Source organism: Algibacter sp., assembly GCF_039977455.1.
Classification (GTDB): Bacteria; Bacteroidota; Bacteroidia; order Flavobacteriales; family Flavobacteriaceae; genus Algibacter_B.
In genome coordinates, this window is the sequence record NZ_JBDWDG010000024.1 from 112,053 (window position 1) to 128,151 (window position 16,099).

Genomic DNA, 16,099 nt, shown 5'->3' on the forward strand with positions numbered 1-16,099 from the left:
ATTATTAATAAATAAGTAATATTTATGAAACATTATTTCTATTTCATTTTTTTAATAACCTTATTTAATTGTTCGAAATATAAGCAACAATCCAAAGAGGTTTTTTATGAAGAAGATATGAATGAGTTTATTAATCCTGAGCGCGGTTTTTATAGACCTTTTAATGCATTAGCAAGTAATTTTGTGCCTCTAAATGCCCAAGTGCTACGTGATTTAAGAACACCAAACCTTGCTGCTGGCGATTTTAAAGTAGGTTGTTCTCTTACCTACAGGTCTTATCAATTTGATATTTTTCTTGATAAACCATTATCAAATTTTATCCTAACTGCAATACAAACAGATATGGATATTCTTCGAGAAGTTGGAAATAAGGTAGTGCTAAGGTTTTCTTATAGTAATACTTGTTGTGATCCTCCTTTCAATGATGCCCCTAAAGAAATTATAAAAGAACATTTAGATCAATTAAAACCTATTTTAGAACATAATAAAGACGTAATTGCTGTAGTTCAAATGGGATTAATAGGGCCATGGGGAGAGCAATATTATTCAGACTTTTTTGGAGATTTGGAGCATGGGCCAGTTACTAACCAAAATTGGTTAGATAGAAATGAAATTATTACAAAGTTACTAGAGGTTGTACCTGTTTCAAGAATGATACAAGTACGGGCCCCTTATTATAAGTTAAGGTATTTTGATGGTGAAAAAGCAAAACCAGAAGAAGCAATTCCTTTATTAAAAGAAAATGCATTTAACGGTATGGCGAGGGCAAGAATAGCTCATCATAACGATTGTATATTGGCAAATTATGACGACTATTGGACGTATAATTCGTTTCATACGTGGCCAGCTGTAAGCGATACATTAAACCTGAAAAAATACATTGCTGCCGAAACGAAGTTTTTAGTTTTTGGTGGTGAAACTTGCCCCGGAGGTGATAATGGTGAGGATGTATATAGTCCATATAACGATTGTGAGTCCGAGGGGGGTGGTGCACAAAAATATTTAAAACGCTTTCATACTTCATTTTTAAATACGGCATGGTCGGGTGCTGTAAATGGGGATTGGAATAATAAATGTATCGATGAAATAAAACGAAATTTAGGATATAGATTTGTTTTAAAACGTGGTTTGTACCCAACTAAAATAAAAAATAATGAGACAATAAAAATAGAATTGGATATTTTAAATGAAGGTTATTCATCTACTTATAACTATAGGTTTGTTGAACTGGTTTTAAGGAATAAAGACACTAAAAAAATATATAAAACAAAAATAGAGAGTGATCCTCGTTATTGGTTTACAGATGAGCTTCAAAAAATTAATCTTAATTTTAAATGGGCTGAATTATTAGAACCAGGAAAATATGATTTGTTTTTAAACTTACCTGATCCAGAAACAAAAATTTATAATAGACCTGAATATGCTATTCGCTTGGCTGGTAAATTGAATTCTAAATCAGTTTGGGAATCCACAACAGGATGGAACCATCTATTCACGGATATTACAGTTCAGTAATTTTAATTTTTAATAAATTTAAGAAATTAAGAATTAATTCACTTTACTAAAATTTGATGCCGAACTATTTAGGCGCCTGCCTATTAATAATATGTAAACTTGATTTTCAAACATTCAAATTGTCCCAATTTTTATAGCTGTTTTTCAACACTTATCACTTGCCAACGTGCAACGCTTTAATCCATGCTTTTTTATAAGGCTACACCATTTTCCAGCGCTACTCTTACAGTAGTCATTCTGCAGGACATCATCGACTTCATGGCAGCATTTATCATTACTTAAGGCGAGGAATCCTATGTCTTTAGCTACTGTTATTGCATTTGCTGCCTTATGTCCAACATCTTCTGCGTTACATGCAAACAGTTCTCTTATTGTAACGTCCCCAGCATCAATTATCAAATGTTTTAAAATTTCGAATACTTTACCATTTGGTGCTGCATCTTCAAGGCTCTCAAAAAGTTCGTTATCTGAAACACCTCGACACTGGCATCCAGGATTTGAAGTATTACCCGATTGCCCTTTGTTTTGAAGGTAAGTTACTTTTTTGTTCACTTCTTGAAGGCGTACGGTCAATTTTCCAATGTCTTTTCCGATTTTATACTTGCCCATAATAAAAAGATTGAATTAATAAATAGTGTTGCCACAGTTTTTGAAGGGAAGTAGAGGTGTGAAAATGAGGAATTAAATACAGTACAAATTAGTGAATATATTTTATTAAACCAAATTTTAAATATTTAACACAGGGTTTAGTCTAATGAAAATGAAGGGTTTAGTGTTTTTTAAGGGTTAGGGGAATGGATGTGTTGGGCTTAGGTATATTAAAATAATATCCACTTATATCACCTATAAATAATATCCAAGATATTATAAAAAATAGAGAACTAGTTTACTGTTTTTTACAAGCATAAAAAAATACTGTAGCAAGAGTAAAAGTCATTTTTCTTGGGTTTTCTTGAATATAGAGGTTGATACGAAATCTTTATTAGCTTCTATTTCTCTACGTGGTGGTGTTTTATATCTGTCGTTAAATCAAGTAAGTCGCTTTTTTCTGATAAAGTTAATAAAAACAAAAAAGCAATAACCTAATTAAGGTTACTGCTTTATATCATAAAATTCTGGTCTCTTGATTCCGCTCGAGATAACTTGAATAGGAACTTAGCTATTTAACATAACTGGCATAACTAGCATGGTAATATGTTCGCCATCATCCAATCCATCGACAGGTGTTAAAATACCTGCGCGATTTGGCATACTCATTTCTAGTTGTACATTATCTGCATTTAGGTTGTTTAACATTTCTGTTAAAAAACGTGAGTTAAATCCAATTTGCATATCGTCGCCTTGGTAATCGCAGGTTAAACGCTCTTCAGCTTTGTTACTGTAATCTATATCTTCAGCAGATATATTTAACTCTGCACCAGCAATTTTTAATCGTATTTGGTGTGTGGTTTTGTTAGAGAAAATACTAACACGACGCACAGAGTTTAAAAACTGATTTCTATCTATTACTAATTTATTTGGATTCTCCTTCGGGATTACCGCTTCGTAATTAGGGTATTTCCCGTCGATTAAACGACAAATTAACTCAGAGTTTTCAAAAGTGAATTTTGCATTACTCTCGTTGTATTCTATAGTTACATCATCTTCGCTACCTGCTAAAATACCTTTTAAAAGATTTAAAGGTTTTTTAGGCATAATAAATTCTGCTACTTGGTTGGCTTGAATATCGCCACGTGTGTATTTTACCAATTTATGCGCATCGGTAGCTACAAAGGTTAACCCCTCGGTTGAAAACTGAAAAAATACACCACTCATTACAGGGCGTAAATCGTCGTTACCAGCAGCAAAAATAGTTTTGCTAATGGCCGTTGCTAAAACATCGCCAGTAATAACCGTTTTACTAGGGTCTTCTAGTGCTACTGCTTTTGGGAATTCGTTTCCATCGGCGTAAGCTAATGCATATTTACCGTGGTTAGAGCTAATTTCAACAGTATTATTGTCTTCTACAACAAATGTTAAGGGTTGCTCTGGAAACGTTTTTAAAGTATCTAATAATAAACGAGCGGGAATAGCCACACTACCTTTACTGTCACTTTCAACATCTAACGTAGAAGCCATGGTGGTTTCTAAATCGCTTGCCGAAACAGTAAGTTGGTTGTTATCTAATTCAAATAAAAAATTATCTAAAATAGGCAAGGTATTCGAGCTATTAATAACGCCACCTAAAACTTGTAATTGTTTTAATAAATAAGTACTTGATACTATAAATTTCATGTGTTGGAATATATTTTTTTAAAAGATCACATGTCACATTTATTTAAAAGACTCCACTTAAAAACGTTGAACTTCCTATAAATGCTTCATCTAAAAGCTTAGTTTTTATTGTAATTCTACTACATACAAATATATTCCAATCAGTCTATATTTGGAAACAAACTTATTAACATTTAAGAAGCGTACCTTTTCTTTCTTAGGTAGTTAAAGCCAAAACCAAATACAGCGAGTAAAAGTAATGGTAGCAAGATGTTTATAAGTTGCCACTTGGTTTTTTGGGCGGTTATTTTTTGCTGATTTAAAAAAGCGATAGCAATTTCTTTGGTGCGAATGTTTATAAGTCCGTTATCGTCCAATAAATAATTTACTGCATTTAGTAAAAATTCTTTGTTGCCATAGGTTTGTCCTGTCCACCTATCGAAACCTAATTCTAGGGGTTTATTTTGTGCCATATCATTTTTAATAACATCGCCGTCGGCAATGATTATCATTTTTGTAGGCAGACTAATATTCTTTTCTTGGGAAAGTTTAAAGGGTTTTACGCGGTTGCTGTACACCGAATTAAATTCGCCTTCTAACAACACCGCAAGGGTTTGGTTGCCCTTGTTAAAAGCCTTTGGGTCTTGTTCTTTAGTTACCAATGCTAAACTGACTTCTCTTGGTGTGCCTTCTAATTTTGTTAAAGGTGCCGTTTCTAAAAGTATGGTCTTTTCAATACTGTTTTTTAAAGTGTCTATTTGGTTAGCAAAATCAAAGCGAACTAAATTTAAATTATTTACAATAGGGTGTTTCCTATTCGATCCTGCTAATGGCGAATATGGCCATTTAAGATGTTGAAATTGCGATTGGCTGCCTTGGCCCATAGCCAAAGTAATAGGAGCAGAGTATAGCGTGCTAACCATATACGGGTTAATACGAACCCCATATTTAAAAAAGAAATCGGTTAAATTTAAATCTCTAGAAATGGCATAATTGGTGCCTGTTGCATTGTAAAGGCTATCTTTTTCCATAGCTACAGCATCGACTAACCATAAACTTTTTCCGCCATTCATGGTGTATTGGTCCAATACGAGTTTTTCGTCTTCGGTAAAGGCTTCGGTAGGTTTGGCCGATATAACTAAATCGAAAGCATTAATAGCTTTTAAGGTGTTTTGTGGGTTTGATGCTACACTATCTAAGGTAAAAGGCGCTATATAATAATAGTCGCCAAGTTTTTTAACAAAATCGGCAATGTATTTATCTTTTAATTGCTGGTTACCTTTTAAAATAGCAATTTTACGACGTTTAGTTCTAGTAAGTTTGCTAAATCCATCGGCAAAGGCATATTCTAAATGCTGAACAGAATTGCTAACCAATTCTTGTTGAGAGGCTCCAATTTTATTTTTAATCAGCGGAATAGTAACCGTTTGCCCATTATAACTTGCTAATGCCCATGGGAAAATAACAGCCTGCGATGATTTTCCGCTTTCTTGAACGCTTAGTTGCATAGGGGTTAATCCACGTTGTGTGAGTTGTTGCATGTTACGTTCTCGTGTGTTTTCATCTTCCAAAGGATTAATAAAGTTGAATACAATGTACTTATTGGTAGCAGCAAACTCTTCTAATAATTGTTTGGTTTCGTTTTGAAGGCGTCTAAATTCCGAAGGAAAGTCTTCACCTTCCAAAAACACATCAACAACAATAGGGGAATTGATATCTTCAATAATGCCTTTTGCAGATGCGCTAAGTGTATAGCGTTTATCGGTAGTTAAATCGAATCGCTTATAAAACGTATTGCTTATACCGTTTACCGCTATTAAAGCGATGCAAAGTAGTAATATGTGTTTTAAATTTTTATTCAAACTTTTTTTCTAATTGATACAGACGTATAGATTTAACAGTATTATTAACAAAATTAAGCTCTAAACATTCTTGTAGGTTATTAAAAGCACCAGGTTTAAACCCTAAATTATAGTTCCATTTGTTTTCCGAATTAGCCTTTAAACTGGGATCCCAACTAAACCATTCTGGCTTTCCTAATAGAGTTTTAATTGCACTTTTTTGTTTACCTATTAATATGTTATTATTTATAATTTGGTCAGTCATTTCATAGCGTAATTTTGGTTGGTCTTCCCAAGCCTTAGCATTAAAATGTTTCTCATGGTGGTAGCTACTAAAAATGTTTAACATTGGGTAAAACATGTAAAAGTAAACTACAGGAGCTAGAAGCAAACTAACCAAAAATGTGAGCCATTTTCGTTTGTCTATAGTGTTTACAAACAGCCAAACAGCAATAAAGACAATCACCAAAAAAAATACTAATAAAGGTGTTACTATCATTTACTTTGCTTTATTAATATTAAGTTTAGTGGCTACTAAAAATAAAAACGTAATACTTAAAAAGTAAACAATATCTCGGGTGTCCAAAACACCACGAGTCATACTTTTATAATGCGAACTCATGCCTAATTGTTCTATAAAATTGCTAGAGGTAAATTCAGCAAAGCCTTCAAACCCTATGTAGAATATAAAACAAATAAACACGGCGGATATAAAAGCAACTATTTGATTGTCGGATAGGGTAGATGCAAAAACGCCAATAGCCGTATAAGCAGCAATTAAAAATAGTAAACCAAAATACGATGCTAAAGTGCTTCCCATATCTAAATTACCAATAGGGTTTCCTAATTGGTAAACCGTGTAAACGTAAAGTAAAGTTGGTATAAGCGCTATTAAAATTAAAATAAGTGCACCAAAATATTTTCCTAAAACAATATTGAAATGCGAAATAGGTTTAGTGAGTAAAAGCTCTAATGTTCCTTGTTTCTTTTCATCCGAAAAACTGCGCATGGTTACTGCGGGAATCAAGAAAATTAAAATCCAAGGAGCTAATAAAAAGAAGGATGATAAATCGGCAAAACCATAATCTAAAACATTAAACTCACCTTTAAAAAGCCAAAGGAATAATCCATTTAAAACTAGAAAAATGGCAATAACCAAATACCCGATAGGCGATGCAAAAAATGAATTTATTTCTTTTTTTAATATAGCTAGCATTTGTTTTTTTCTGTTTACAGCGACTTTTTTATTTTAGGGTTTCAATTTTATCAACACTCCAAGCTTCAGGTCTAATACTAAATAGGGGTTTAATTTTGCTCCAAATGGAGTTGAATAAATCAGATTTTCTATAGTTTTCCAAAGCTTCTTCAGATTCCCAATAACTATAAGTGAAATATATGCTTGGGTCCTTTTTGTCTCTATATAGTTCTAAATAACTACAACCTTCAAACGCTCTTATTTTGGTTTTTGTAGCCTCGAAATTTTCAAGAAACACCTCAATATTTTGTTTGTAAAATCCCATTTTCACTATTCTAACTAGCATAATTTTACTTTTAGTTTAATAATCGGCAGCTTTCATATTAACCGGAATTTCTGCACCTTTAGGAATAACGGGTTTAGGTTCAAACCTAATGCTTACAGCATCCATAATACCCAATCCTAATAGCGTAGATGCACTACCAACGGTGGCACTATTGCTTTTGTAAACAGCAATTTCTAAAAAATCACCAGAGTTGAAAACAACAAGCTTTCGCCCTTCGTCATTTCTTTTGTTCTCAGGAATTTCAAAATTTACAATGTCGCTGTATTTATTATGTATTTTTTTAAAGGTATAATGGCGTGCCGAAATTTCGAATTCTCTTCCTTTATGCACAGATTCAAAAAAGCTGCGTTTTATATTAGTTACCACATTACCATAATTATCTATATAAATGACACTACCAATAATTTGGGTTTTGTCTTCATTTACATAGGGTGCTATGTTTTTAATTGGTTTAATTTCATTTATAGGCTTTCCTATAACCTCTAAAGTACCACCGCGCGCAATATGGCAAGCTACCTTAACAAAAACATCTAAAACAGGAAAGCTACTTTGTATTTTATCGTGGATATTTATTTCAACAATTTTTTCAGGTGCTATTTCAGAGCAAATCATGCTCATAATACCATTGTTGGCACAAATAAAATAATGGTCGTCTAATTTTAAAGCTATATGCTTATTTTCTGTGTTAATTTCAGAATCAATACCAATAATATGTATGGTGCCTTTCGGGAAACTATTGTAGGCATTCTGAATAATGTAAGCCGCTTCTGGAATATTAAATGGGGAAACGGAATGCGAGATATCAACAATCCTAACATCGGGCAGCTCGCTATAGATAGCGCCCTTTGTAGCGCCACTAAAGTAATCTTTTTCACCAAAATCGGTTGTTAATGTTATAATTGCCATGGGCAAAATTGTTGATATGTTTTTAATGTTACCTTACTCAAAATTATGTATTTTTGAGTTTCAAATTGTATGTGATACAAATCTAATAAATCATTTCATCTAAGTAAACAATATTTCAATTAATGTTTTTACTAAACTTATAATAAATAAACGCTTTTGAACGAAATTATTATTGAACTCGAAGAAATATCTCCAAAAGAATTTTTTGGAGCACAAAACGCAAATATAGTACTACTTAAAAAGTACTTTCCCAAATTAAAAATTGTAGCCCGCGGAAACAAATTAAAGGCCTTTGGAGATGAAGAGTTGTTGGATGAGTTTGATAGGCGTATCTCCATGCTTCTTAAGCATTTTGGTAAGTACAATAAGTTAGATGAAAACACTATAGAACGTGTATTAACCAGTCAAAGTAGCGATGATTATACAACCTCAAACCAAAGCGGAGAAACTATTGTACATGGTGTAGGTGGTAAGATTATAAAAGCACAAACAGCCAACCAGCGCAAAATGGTAGAGCTTATGCGCAAAAACGATATGGTTTTTGCCATTGGGCCAGCGGGTACAGGTAAAACGTATACAGGAGTGGCATTGGCAGTTCAAGCCCTTAAAAACAAGGAGGTTAAACGTATCATATTAACACGGCCAGCGGTTGAAGCAGGAGAAAATCTTGGGTTTTTACCCGGCGATTTAAAAGAAAAATTAGATCCCTACATGCAACCCCTTTACGATGCTTTACGCGACATGATTGCGCCCGAAAAATTGGCACATTATATCGAGAATGGTACCATACAAATAGCACCATTAGCATTTATGCGTGGTCGGACTTTGGATAACGCTTTTGTAATTCTGGACGAAGGACAAAACACCACGCACGCCCAAATGAAAATGTTTTTAACGCGTATGGGTAAGCACGCCAAATTTCTATTAACTGGAGATCCTGGTCAAATCGATTTACCACGTCGTACCATTTCTGGGTTAAAAGAAGCGTTATTAATATTAAAAAATGTAGAAGGTGTAGGCATGATTTTTCTAGATGATAAGGACGTTATTCGCCATAAACTCGTTAAAAAAGTAATTGCTGCCTATAAAGAAATCGAAAATAGAGATTAATTTTTTTAAGAAGCTATTTCCCGCTTTCCACTATATCTTTTCATGTGCTTAACTTGTTTCAGTATCTTGTTACCATATTAGTGTAATTTAAAATTATAAGTTATTATTAAACAATTAGAAAGCACATAAAAAGGATGCCGTTTCAATCGGGGCTAGGGCATAATAACTAAATTAAGAAACTAAAGTATAAAATAGAGCCTATTAATTAGGGTTCAAATAATAAACACAACTCATAAACCATTTAAAAATGAGTAATACCATAATAGATACCAATTTCAAATTTCCAGGTCAAAAAAGCCTATACAAAGGAAAAGTAAGAGCCGTATATAATATAAATGACGAAGAGTTAGTCATGGTTGCCACCGATAGACTTTCAGCCTTCGATGTTGTTATGCCAAAAGGAATACCCTACAAAGGCCAAATACTAAACCAAATAGCAACCAAAATGATGGCGGCAACAGAGGATTTAGTTCCAAATTGGTTAACAGCAACACCGGACCCAAATGTCGCTGTAGGGCATTTATGTGAGCCTTTTAAAGTTGAAATGGTTATACGTGGTTACATGTCTGGGCATGCCGCTCGCGAGTATAAAGCGGGTAAACGTATGCTTTGTGGTGTGACTATGCCAGAAGGTATGAAGGAAAATGATGCGTTTCCAACACCTATTATTACACCAGCGACTAAAGCAGAAATGGGCGATCATGACGAAGATATTTCTCGTGAAGATATTTTAGCAAAGGGTATTGTTTCAGAAGCAGATTATATAGTTCTTGAAGATTATACGCGTAAATTATTCCAACGAGGTTCAGACATTGCAGCCTCAAGAGGTTTAATTTTGGTCGACACTAAATATGAATTTGGTAAAACTAAAGATGGAAAAATTGTTTTAATCGACGAGATTCATACCCCAGATTCTTCACGTTATTTTTATGCCGATGGGTATCAAGAGCGTCAAGATAAAGGAGAAGCTCAGAAGCAATTATCAAAAGAGTTTGTTCGCCAATGGTTAATAGCGAATAACTTTCAAGGTTTAGAAGGGCAAACGGTACCATTTATGAGCGATGAGTATATCCAAAGCGTTTCAGAGCGTTATATCGAACTATACGAAAACATTACGGGCGAAACATTTGTAAAAGCAGATGTTTCTAATATTCAAGATAGAATAGAAACCAATGTATTAGCATATTTAAAAAAGTAGGATTTTATCAAATTAAAATAAATTACAATGAATAAAAAGGTTTTTGTTTCTGGATGTTTTGATATGCTACATAGTGGTCATATCGCATTTTTTAAAGAAGCCGCTAATTATGGAGATTTATACGTCGGAATTGGATCTGATGCCACGGTAGTAGAATTGAAAGGACGCCAAACAATAAACTCAGAGCAAGAAAGAATATATATGATTAATGCAATCAGATATGTTAAAGAAGCCTTTGTAAACACAGGTTCTGGAATTTTAGATTTTAAGGATGATCTTGTTAAGTTAAAACCTGATTATTTTATTGTAAATGAGGATGGTTATTCGCCAGCAAAGCAAGAATTATGTATAGCGTTAGGTATTGAGCTAAAATTATTAGAAAGAATACCAGATGAAGGTTTACCAGAGCGTTCTACAACGGCTATACGATCTGCTGGTAATTGCACCTTACCATATAGAATTGATTTAGCTGGAACTTGGATAGACCAGCCTTATGTTTCTAAGTATGGCAAAGGTTGGGCATTAACTTTATCTTTAGAGCCTGTAGTTGAGTATAACGAAAGATGTGGTATGTCGACATCTACTCGAAATGCTGCAAAAAAAATATGGCCATATTATTTACCGTTGGAAAAACCAGAAAAATTAGCAGAAATTCTCTTTAAATATGAGAATAGTCCTGGAGCAACCATGATTTCTGGCGCTCAAGATGCTATTGGAATTTGTATGCCTGGATTGGTAAGACACCAATATAATAATGAATATTGGCCAATAAAAATAGAATCTATTCACGATGAAGCGACACTTACTTGGTTAGAGAATCATATTTATATGCGTTTGTTATGGCCTAGAGAGCCAGGGCTTGATCTTTTAGGTGACACTTATATAAATGAAGAAAACGTTAAGGAACTTACAAGTGCAGCTGATGAAGTTTGGGAGGCCATAAAAAATAAAGACTTGCAAAAATTTTCAGCTGGATTTTTAAAGTCTTTTCATGCGCAAACAAAAATGTTTCCTGCTATGGTTAATGATAGAATAAATAAAGAAATAGCCAAATACAAGGATATCGCTTTAGCATGGAAATTAGCCGGTGCTGGTGGAGGTGGTTATCTAATTTTGGTGTCAGATAAACCTATAGAAGGTACTATGAGAATTAATGTAAGAAGAAAGGATTTATTATAATTTTTCATATTTAATATTATAACAACTAAACGACCTAGTTTAACCAAACTTGGTCGTTTTTTTTATATACGCAATCCAGTAAAGCAAAGTCTCTCTTCTCTCTTTTACTTGGTGATTTATGCGTAAACTTTTTTAAAATATTTTTTTCGAAACCAAAAGGAAACTCTAACTAATAAAATGAGCGCGGGCACTTCTACTAAAGGACCAATTACGCCTGCAAAGGCTTGTCCAGAATTTAAACCAAAAACGGCAATAGCAACTGCTATGGCTAATTCAAAATTATTACCCGCAGCTGTAAAAGCAACGGCTGCAGTTTTATCGTAATCCGCTCCCGTAGCCTTTGTAAAGAAAAAGCCTATAACAAACATTAAACTAAAATAGATAAGTAAAGGCACTGCTATTATTAAAACATCCATTGGTATTTCAACAATTAATTCGCCTTTTAACGAAAACATAACCACAATTGTAAATAACAAGGCTATTAGAGTTAATGGCGAAATAGTAGGAATAAATGTATTTGTATACCAACCTTCGCCTTTCAGTTTTACCAAAATTAATCGGCTTAAAATACCCATCACGAACGGGATGCCTAAATAAATGGCAACACTTTCTGCAATGGTGCCTATTGAGATATCAACTATAGCTCCTTCAAAACCAAAATAGGGTGGAAGTACAGTAATAAAAACCCAAGCATAAAAACTATAAGCAAAAACTTGAAAAATACTGTTTAAGGCTACTAAGCCAGCGCCATACTCACTGCTGCCTTCGGCAAGATCATTCCAAACTAAAACCATGGCAATACATCGTGCTAAACCTATTAAAATAAGGCCAACCATGTATTCTGGGTAATCTCGTAAAAATGTTATGGCAAGGAAAAACATGAGTACAGGTCCAATAATCCAATTTAGTATGAGTGAAATGGATAATATTTTAGTGTTTTTAAACACTTTGGGCAAAAGAGAATAATCTACTTTTGCCAATGGCGGATACATCATTAAAATTAATCCAATAGCAATGGGAATATTTGTGGTGCCGCTACTAAAGGAATTTATTAGGTTAGGAAATGTTGGTATAAAATAACCAAGACCAACACCAATTGCCATAGCAACAAAAATCCATAGAGTCAGATTTCTATCAAGAAAGCTTAATTTTTTTTGAGCCATTTTTTATAGATTTACTTGAGAAAAAACAAAGAACAATTCTGTTGCAATTTGCAAGCTTCTTTCGTTGTATTTTTCTGCTTGTTGTGGTGTGTTATCAAACGCTTTTGGATCTTCAAAAGTAATAGGAATTCTTTTTTCTGCACCTAAAACCATAGGGCACGCTTCGTTTGCCGAATCACAAGTCATAATCGCAGCAAATTCAGATTTCGGATTAAAATCATCATCTAATGTTTTTGAGAATCCAATTATGGGGTGTGTATTGTCTGTATATTTAATGCTATACACAGGGTTTTTACCTTCAGAAAGCCTTTTAATATTAAACCCTGAATTTTCTAATGTTTTTGCAGCCATAGGAAAAAGGGCCGTAGCTTCTGTGCCACCAGAATAACAAAACACATGTTTAATATTAAAATTATGAGCCATGGTTTGCGCCCAAACTTGCGATAAATGACTTCGTCGCGAATTGTGGGTACAAATAAAATTGATTCTAACAGCCTCCTTATTTGTTACTTTGTGCTGAATAAAATCAATTAATGGTTGTAAAACTTTTTTGCGATCTGCAGAAATAGTTTCTGGTTTTAAACCTTTTATTAAACTATCTATTTCTGTAAATAAGGATGATTGTGTTATTGTCATTTTGTGTTACGTTGATTTAAAATTTGGGATTAGCAGCAATTTCCGTCAGGCGTACAACAAGGCTCGTCGTTTAAATCTGAAAATCTTAATTTTGGTTTTTCAGCAGGGATTCCACATTTGTTTGGTGCTAAACAGTCTGTCAATTTTTGGGTTAATAAAAAGTTTTTACCATTATATTCTAGTCCAAATTTACCAATGGTTTCTGCTTGGTATTCAACTTCAATGTCTAAATCTTCAAGACCTAAGACTTTTTCAGAAAGCTCAATTATATGTATAAGTTTTTCGGGGTGTAATCTATGGTCATAATCATTGGCATTCCAAAGTTGAAAGTTTATAACGTCTTCTTTTCTTTCGGTACCACCACAATCTATAAAGTGTTTTGTTATTTTACCAACTTCCGTTACATGAAAGTGGTTTGGTACTAATTCGCCGTTTGGTAATTGAAAACTTATAGTTTCCAATGTTCCTAATACTGATTTTACTTCTGATAGTTTCATAACTGTATTTGTTTATTGCAATTATACGATTAATGTTTTAAAATTTTTTTAGCAACAATCTGTTTTAGATACATCTTGATCTAAAAATTGAAGCATAACACGTTTCATTTTAGACCAATTAGCGGTGTCAATGCAATAGCAAACGCTGGTGCCTTCTACATTTCCTTTTATTAAGCCTAAAAGTTTAAGTTCTTTTAAATGCTGAGATATTGTGGGTTGTGCTAAACCTATTTCGTTTACCAAATCGCCGCAAACACAAGCATTAATTTTAAATAAATGTTGTAATATAGACACTCTTGCAGGATGTCCAAAAACTTTTGCAAATAGAGCTATTTCGTTTTGCTCGTCGGTAAACATTTCTGTTTTAGCTAATCCCATGCCTTTATTTATTAGTTTATTGCAATATTACGATTAAGTATTGGTTTTTCAAAATTATTGGATAAATTTAACAGAAAAAGTGCTATGTTGGTTTGTTGATCTTCTTTGGTTTTACCTTTTGTTTCCAATACAAAATATAAATCGTGTTTAAAATAGAAGGGGAAATCCATGCTATTAAATTTTTAAACCCCATAGCAGCAACAAAAAAGGCAGTAATTGGGGCTATTAAAGAAGCATTTACCTTTCCTAGGTGTAATAATTAGGTATAAGGTTTTAGGTATTTCAGTCTTTTTTTTAAATATAAAATCCTTAACAGAAAACAAGAGCTCAAAACCACTAAAAAGAAGTAGTATAAAACCATTTAAATAGGTGTTTGTTTATTCCTCCAGTTATAAAATAGCAATCAATTCTAAGGGATGGTCTATTATTAATTTAGCACCATTAGCAATCAATTCTTCTTTTTTTCTGAAGCCCCAAGATACGCCAACAGCCAGCATATTGGCATTATTTGCGGTTTGTACATCAACATCAGAATCACCTACGAAAATAATATCTTCCGGTTTTATGCCCAAGTTTTTGCTTATTTCAAGAGCTTTAACTGGGTTTGGTTTTTTATTAGCTTCAGCAGTTAACCCGTCAACGGATTCAAAATAGTTTGGTAATAACGCTGAAGCTACTTTTTTGGTAAGTGTGTCTTCTTTATTTGATAAAATACAAAGCTTTAAGTTACGAGACTTTAGGGTGTCAAGCAACTTTGTAATACCATCATAAGGTTTTGTTTTGTTATTGTAATTATTACTGTAAATATCCATCATCGCATTAAATCCCATTTCTGTTTGTTGGACGTTACGACTGTTATTAGGTAATGCCTTAGTAACGAGACTTTTTATACCACTCCCCACAAAATTGAGATAATCTTCATAATTATGTGTCGGATAATTAGAGCTTTTTAAAACTGAATTCATGGCATCTGCAATGTCTTCAATGGAATTTACGAGAGTGCCATCTAAATCGAAAATGACTGCCTTATAGCTCATGTTTTAAATTATAGATTAGTAATTAAACTTTACAACGCGCCCGTTCAATGGTTGTTCGTTTCTGTAATTATTAATTGGCATGTTGCTTTTAAGTTTTAATACCTCTTCAACGGACAAAACAATGGGGTCTTTAAAAACGATCCAATTTACACTTTCTGTGCATGGAGGTGTTGTTAATGAGCCGCCATACGTGTAATATTGTTTATCCTCTAAGAATAGGTTTGATAAATCAATTTCTTGGTGAATATCCTTAAAAGAGCCTTCTTTTAGGGGTAAAAAGCTTTCAAAAAATTCAAATAACTGGCTTTCATTTCCTTCTTCACCTAAAATGCCAAACACGGTAATTTTTCCAGCTTTACTAACATGTACTAGATGCATTTCAATAGGGTAGATTACCCCATTTATTTTATGTTCCGAGGGTTCGTGAAAATGGATTTGTTTTAAAAAGAAGGTCTCATTTTTATAGTTTATAGAATCGCCAGGTTCAAAATCAAATTGGATAGAGTGCCCATTGTTTTTAACTTCACTTATTAAAGTGCTAGGTGTATATTGAATTTTTAACTCATGATTCTTTTTTATAGAATCAACATTTCTATGTATTATGTTTATTGGTGACTGTAAGGTTCCGTCGCAATCGGAATTTTTTTCAATCTCTATCCAATGTTCAGGAGAGGTTTCTCCAGCATAACTCCAATGGTGTGTGTGTCCTGCTGTATGATCTGTTTTTTTTGAATCTTTACATGATACTATAGTTATTAGGACTAAATAAAAAAACAGACTGAATTTGATTTTCATAACTTTAAATTAGGTTGGTTTTATTGTTCAAAATTAATAATATCAGGTAT

The 16,099-nt window shown here is 33.3% G+C and carries 18 protein-coding genes; 4 read left to right on the forward strand and 14 right to left on the reverse strand.

Annotated elements, in window-relative coordinates:
- Positions 1–24: 24 nt before the first annotated feature.
- Entirely contained in the window at positions 25–1,515 is a 1,491-nt protein-coding gene (locus ABJM36_RS12720; RefSeq protein ID WP_348451874.1) for a DUF4832 domain-containing protein, read from the forward strand.
- 144 nt (positions 1,516–1,659) lie between these two features.
- Here ABJM36_RS12720 and ABJM36_RS12725 read toward each other — a convergent pair whose 3' ends face one another.
- The 7 genes from ABJM36_RS12725 to ABJM36_RS12755 form a co-directional block, all read right to left on the reverse strand.
- A complete protein-coding gene (locus ABJM36_RS12725; protein ID WP_348451875.1) occupies positions 1,660–2,088 on the reverse strand; it encodes a hypothetical protein in 429 nt (142 codons plus the stop codon).
- Positions 2,089–2,670: 582 nt separating this feature from the next.
- The gene (gene dnaN, locus ABJM36_RS12730) at positions 2,671–3,789 is read right to left on the reverse strand and encodes a DNA polymerase III subunit beta (RefSeq protein WP_348451876.1); all 1,119 of its coding nucleotides are present in this window, start codon (positions 3,787–3,789) and stop codon (positions 2,671–2,673) included.
- Between the two features lie 173 nt (positions 3,790–3,962).
- Entirely contained in the window at positions 3,963–5,630 is a 1,668-nt protein-coding gene (gene gldG, locus ABJM36_RS12735; RefSeq protein WP_348451877.1) for a gliding motility-associated ABC transporter substrate-binding protein GldG, read from the reverse strand.
- The gene (locus tag ABJM36_RS12740) at positions 5,623–6,108 is read right to left on the reverse strand and encodes a hypothetical protein (RefSeq protein ID WP_348451878.1); all 486 of its coding nucleotides are present in this window, start codon (positions 6,106–6,108) and stop codon (positions 5,623–5,625) included. Before ABJM36_RS12740 ends, gldG begins: the two co-directional genes overlap by 8 nt.
- Positions 6,109–6,825 carry a gliding motility-associated ABC transporter permease subunit GldF gene (gene gldF / locus ABJM36_RS12745; protein WP_348451879.1) on the reverse strand — a complete coding sequence of 239 codons (717 nt, stop codon included), beginning with the start codon at positions 6,823–6,825 and terminating at the stop codon, positions 6,109–6,111.
- Between the two features lie 28 nt (positions 6,826–6,853).
- Positions 6,854–7,150, reverse strand: a complete 297-nt coding sequence (locus ABJM36_RS12750) for an antibiotic biosynthesis monooxygenase family protein (RefSeq protein ID WP_348451880.1) — start codon at positions 7,148–7,150, stop codon at positions 6,854–6,856.
- Positions 7,151–7,165: 15 nt separating this feature from the next.
- Positions 7,166–8,056, reverse strand: a complete 891-nt coding sequence (locus tag ABJM36_RS12755; protein WP_348451881.1) for an SAM-dependent chlorinase/fluorinase — start codon at positions 8,054–8,056, stop codon at positions 7,166–7,168.
- 156 nt (positions 8,057–8,212) lie between these two features.
- On the opposite strand from ABJM36_RS12755, the gene ABJM36_RS12760 reads away from it, so the two are divergent.
- The 3 genes from ABJM36_RS12760 (at position 8,213) to ABJM36_RS12770 (ending at position 11,543) form a co-directional block, all read left to right on the forward strand.
- Positions 8,213–9,166, forward strand: a complete 954-nt coding sequence (locus tag ABJM36_RS12760; protein ID WP_348451882.1) for a PhoH family protein — start codon at positions 8,213–8,215, stop codon at positions 9,164–9,166.
- Positions 9,167–9,413: 247 nt separating this feature from the next.
- Positions 9,414–10,364: a phosphoribosylaminoimidazolesuccinocarboxamide synthase gene (locus ABJM36_RS12765; RefSeq protein WP_348451883.1), complete on the forward strand. Its 951-nt coding sequence runs from the start codon at positions 9,414–9,416 to the stop codon at positions 10,362–10,364.
- Between the two features lie 27 nt (positions 10,365–10,391).
- Positions 10,392–11,543 (forward strand): adenylyltransferase/cytidyltransferase family protein, encoded by a 1,152-nt coding sequence (locus ABJM36_RS12770; protein WP_348451884.1) that lies wholly within the window; start codon positions 10,392–10,394, stop codon positions 11,541–11,543.
- A gap of 116 nt (positions 11,544–11,659) precedes the next feature.
- Here the strand turns inward: ABJM36_RS12770 and arsB are convergent, their stop codons facing one another.
- From arsB to ABJM36_RS12805, 7 genes are all read right to left on the reverse strand, one after another.
- On the reverse strand, positions 11,660–12,706 hold the full coding sequence (arsB, locus tag ABJM36_RS12775; protein ID WP_348451885.1) for an ACR3 family arsenite efflux transporter: 1,047 nt from the start codon (positions 12,704–12,706) through the stop codon (positions 11,660–11,662).
- A gap of 3 nt (positions 12,707–12,709) precedes the next feature.
- Positions 12,710–13,342 (reverse strand): protein-tyrosine-phosphatase, encoded by a 633-nt coding sequence (locus ABJM36_RS12780; RefSeq protein WP_348451886.1) that lies wholly within the window; start codon positions 13,340–13,342, stop codon positions 12,710–12,712.
- Between the two features lie 29 nt (positions 13,343–13,371).
- Positions 13,372–13,839, reverse strand: coding sequence for a DUF6428 family protein (locus ABJM36_RS12785; RefSeq protein WP_348451887.1), 468 nt, complete (start codon positions 13,837–13,839; stop codon positions 13,372–13,374).
- Between the two features lie 48 nt (positions 13,840–13,887).
- Entirely contained in the window at positions 13,888–14,217 is a 330-nt protein-coding gene (locus tag ABJM36_RS12790) for a metalloregulator ArsR/SmtB family transcription factor (protein WP_348451888.1), read from the reverse strand.
- Positions 14,218–14,228: 11 nt separating this feature from the next.
- Complete coding sequence (locus ABJM36_RS12795; protein ID WP_348451889.1) at positions 14,229–14,387, reverse strand: hypothetical protein; 159 nt, start codon at positions 14,385–14,387, stop codon at positions 14,229–14,231.
- A 219-nt stretch (positions 14,388–14,606) separates the two neighbouring features.
- Positions 14,607–15,254 (reverse strand): HAD family hydrolase, encoded by a 648-nt coding sequence (locus ABJM36_RS12800; protein ID WP_348451890.1) that lies wholly within the window; start codon positions 15,252–15,254, stop codon positions 14,607–14,609.
- A 15-nt stretch (positions 15,255–15,269) separates the two neighbouring features.
- Positions 15,270–16,049, reverse strand: coding sequence for a carbonic anhydrase family protein (locus ABJM36_RS12805; RefSeq protein WP_348451891.1), 780 nt, complete (start codon positions 16,047–16,049; stop codon positions 15,270–15,272).
- Between the last annotated feature and the right edge of the window lie 50 nt (positions 16,050–16,099).